1 protein-coding gene and 1 pseudogene are annotated in these 2425 nt (G+C 72.5%); both read left to right on the forward strand.

Features of this window, described 5'->3' with window-relative positions; genetic code table 11:
* Positions 1-30 precede the first annotated feature (30 nt).
* Positions 31-216, forward strand: a pseudogene (locus tag ACFC1F_RS43145) (AMP-binding protein); the annotation flags it as partial.
* A 150-nt stretch (positions 217-366) separates the two neighbouring features.
* Positions 367-2425: condensation domain-containing protein (locus ACFC1F_RS43150; RefSeq protein ID WP_376167276.1), on the forward strand; the 2059-nt coding region annotated here is incomplete at its 3' end.

Consider the following 2425-nt stretch of genomic DNA (forward strand, 5'->3'; position numbering starts at 1 on the left):
GCCCGGTACGGCAGGTCGGGCCCGCGGTTGGTGAACATGTACGGGATCACCGAGACGACCGTGCACGTCACCTTCCAGGAGCTGGACCCCACGACCTCGGGCAGTGTGGTGGGTCGTGGGTTGCCGGGGTTGCGGGTGTTCGTCCTGGACGGGGGTCTGCGGCCGGTGCCGGTGGGGGTGGCGGGTGAGGTGTATGTCGCGGGCGGGCAGTTGGCGCGTGGCTACCTGGGGCGGGCCGGTCTGACGTCGGAGCGTTTCGTGGCCTGCCCGTTCTCGGTTTCGGGTGAGCGGATGTACCGGACGGGGGATGTGGCCCGCTGGACGGCCGAGGGGCGGTTGGTGTTTGCGGGGCGTGCGGATGAGCAGGTGAAGATCCGTGGGTTCCGGATCGAGCCGGGCGAGATCGCCGCGGTCGTGGCGGAGCACCCGGACGTGGTCCACGCCGCGGTCGTGGCCCGCGAGGACGTCCCGGGTGACAAGCGCCTGGTCGCCTACGTCGTCACGAACGGACTGGGATCGACGGAACTCCAGGACCAGGTCCGCGAGTTCGTCTCCTCGCGTCTGCCGTCGCACATGGTCCCGTCCGCCGTCGTCGTCCTCGACGCGCTGCCGCTGACGGTGAACGGGAAGCTGGACCGCAAGGCCCTGCCCGCCCCCGAGTACACCGGCGGAACGCCGGGCCGGGCGCCGGCGAACGCCCAGGAGGAGCTCCTCTGCCAGGCGTTCGCCGAGGTCCTGGGCGTGGAGGCCGTCGGCGTCGAGGACGACTTCTTCGCCCTCGGCGGCCACTCCCTCCTCGCGGTGTCGCTGGTCGAGCACCTGCGGGCGCGCGGGGTGTCGGTGTCGGTGCGGGCGTTGTTCGGGTCGGCGACGCCGGCCGCGCTGGCCGCCGCCTCCGGCGCCGAGCCGGTGCGGGTGCCGGCGAACCGGATCCCGGCCGACGCGACCGAGGTCACCCCGGACATGCTGTCCATGGTTGAGCTGGACGCCGCCGAGATCGCGCGCCTCGTGGCGCGTGTTCCGGGGGGTGCGGCGAACGTCGCCGACGTCTACCCGCTCGCGCCGCTCCAGGAGGGGATCTTCTTCCACCACCTGATGAGTGAACGGGGCGAGGCTGCGGACGTCTACGCGATGCCCTTCGTCCTCGGGTTCGACTCCCGGCAGCGGCTGGACGCGTTCCTCGACGCCCTTCAGCAGGTCGTGGACCGGCACGACATCTATCGCACCGCCATCGTCTGGGAGGGGCTGCGCGAGCCCGTCCAGGTGGTGCAGCGGAAGGCGGTGCTGCCGGTCCAGGACGTGACCTTGGACCCCGGGGGTCCTGCCGCGGTCGAGCAGTTGTCGGCGGCCGGTGGCGGGTCGATGGACCTGGGCCGTGCTCCGCTGATCGAGGTGTACCGCGCCGCCGAGCCGGGCACCGGACGCTGGCTGGCGCTGCTGAGGATCCACCACCTGGTGCAGGACCACACGACGATGGAGGTCCTGCTCGGGGAGCTGCGGGCGATCCTGTCCGGGCGCGGCGACTCGCTTCCCGCGCCGCTGCCGTTCCGCGACTTCGTGGCCCAGGCCCGGCTCGGGGTGGCGGACGAGGAGCACGAGCGCTACTTCGCCGACCTCCTCGGCGACGTCACCGAACCCACCGCCCCGTTCGGGCTGCTCGACGTGCACAGCGACGGCACCGGTGTGGAGACGGCGCAGCTGGACGTGGACGCCGACCTGGCCGTCCGGGTGCGGGAGGCGGCCCGCCGGCACGGGGTGAGTGCGGCCACGGTGTTCCACCTCGCCTGGGCTCGGGTGCTGGCGGCGGTGAGCGGGCGCGAGGACGTGGTGTTCGGGACGGTGCTGTTCGGTCGGATGAACTCCGGTGCCGGGGCCGACCGGGTGCCGGGTCTGTTCCTCAACACCCTGCCGGTCCGGGTGCGGACCGGTGCGGTGGGTGTGGGCGAGGCGCTCTCGGGAGTGCGGAGCCAGCTGGCCGAACTGCTGGTGCACGAGCACGCGCCGCTGTCGCTCGCCCAGCGGGCGAGCGGCGTGCCGGGTTCGAGTCCGCTGTTCACCGCCATCTTCAACTATCGGTACGACCGTGCCGCGCTGGAGGAGACCGGCAGCGGGCTCGACGGCGTGACGCTGCTGACCTCGCAGGACCACACCAACTATCCGCTGAGTGTGGCCGTCGACGATCGAGGGAGCGGATTCACCGTCAGCGTCCAGGCGGTCCGGACGGACCCGGGCCGGGTGTGCGACCTGCTGCACACGGCGCTCGGCCACCTGGTGGCCGCGCTGGTCGAGGACCCGCAGGCGCGGTTGGCGTCGGTGGAGGTGCTGGACGAGGCCGAGCGGCGTCGGGTGCTGGTGGAGTGGAACGACACGGGTGCGGGTGTTCCGCAGGTGACGGCGGAGCGGTTGTTCGAGGCGCAGGTGGTGC

The sequence above is a fragment of the Kitasatospora sp. NPDC056181 genome (assembly GCF_042266225.1).
Lineage (GTDB): Bacteria > Actinomycetota > Actinomycetes > Streptomycetales > Streptomycetaceae > Kitasatospora.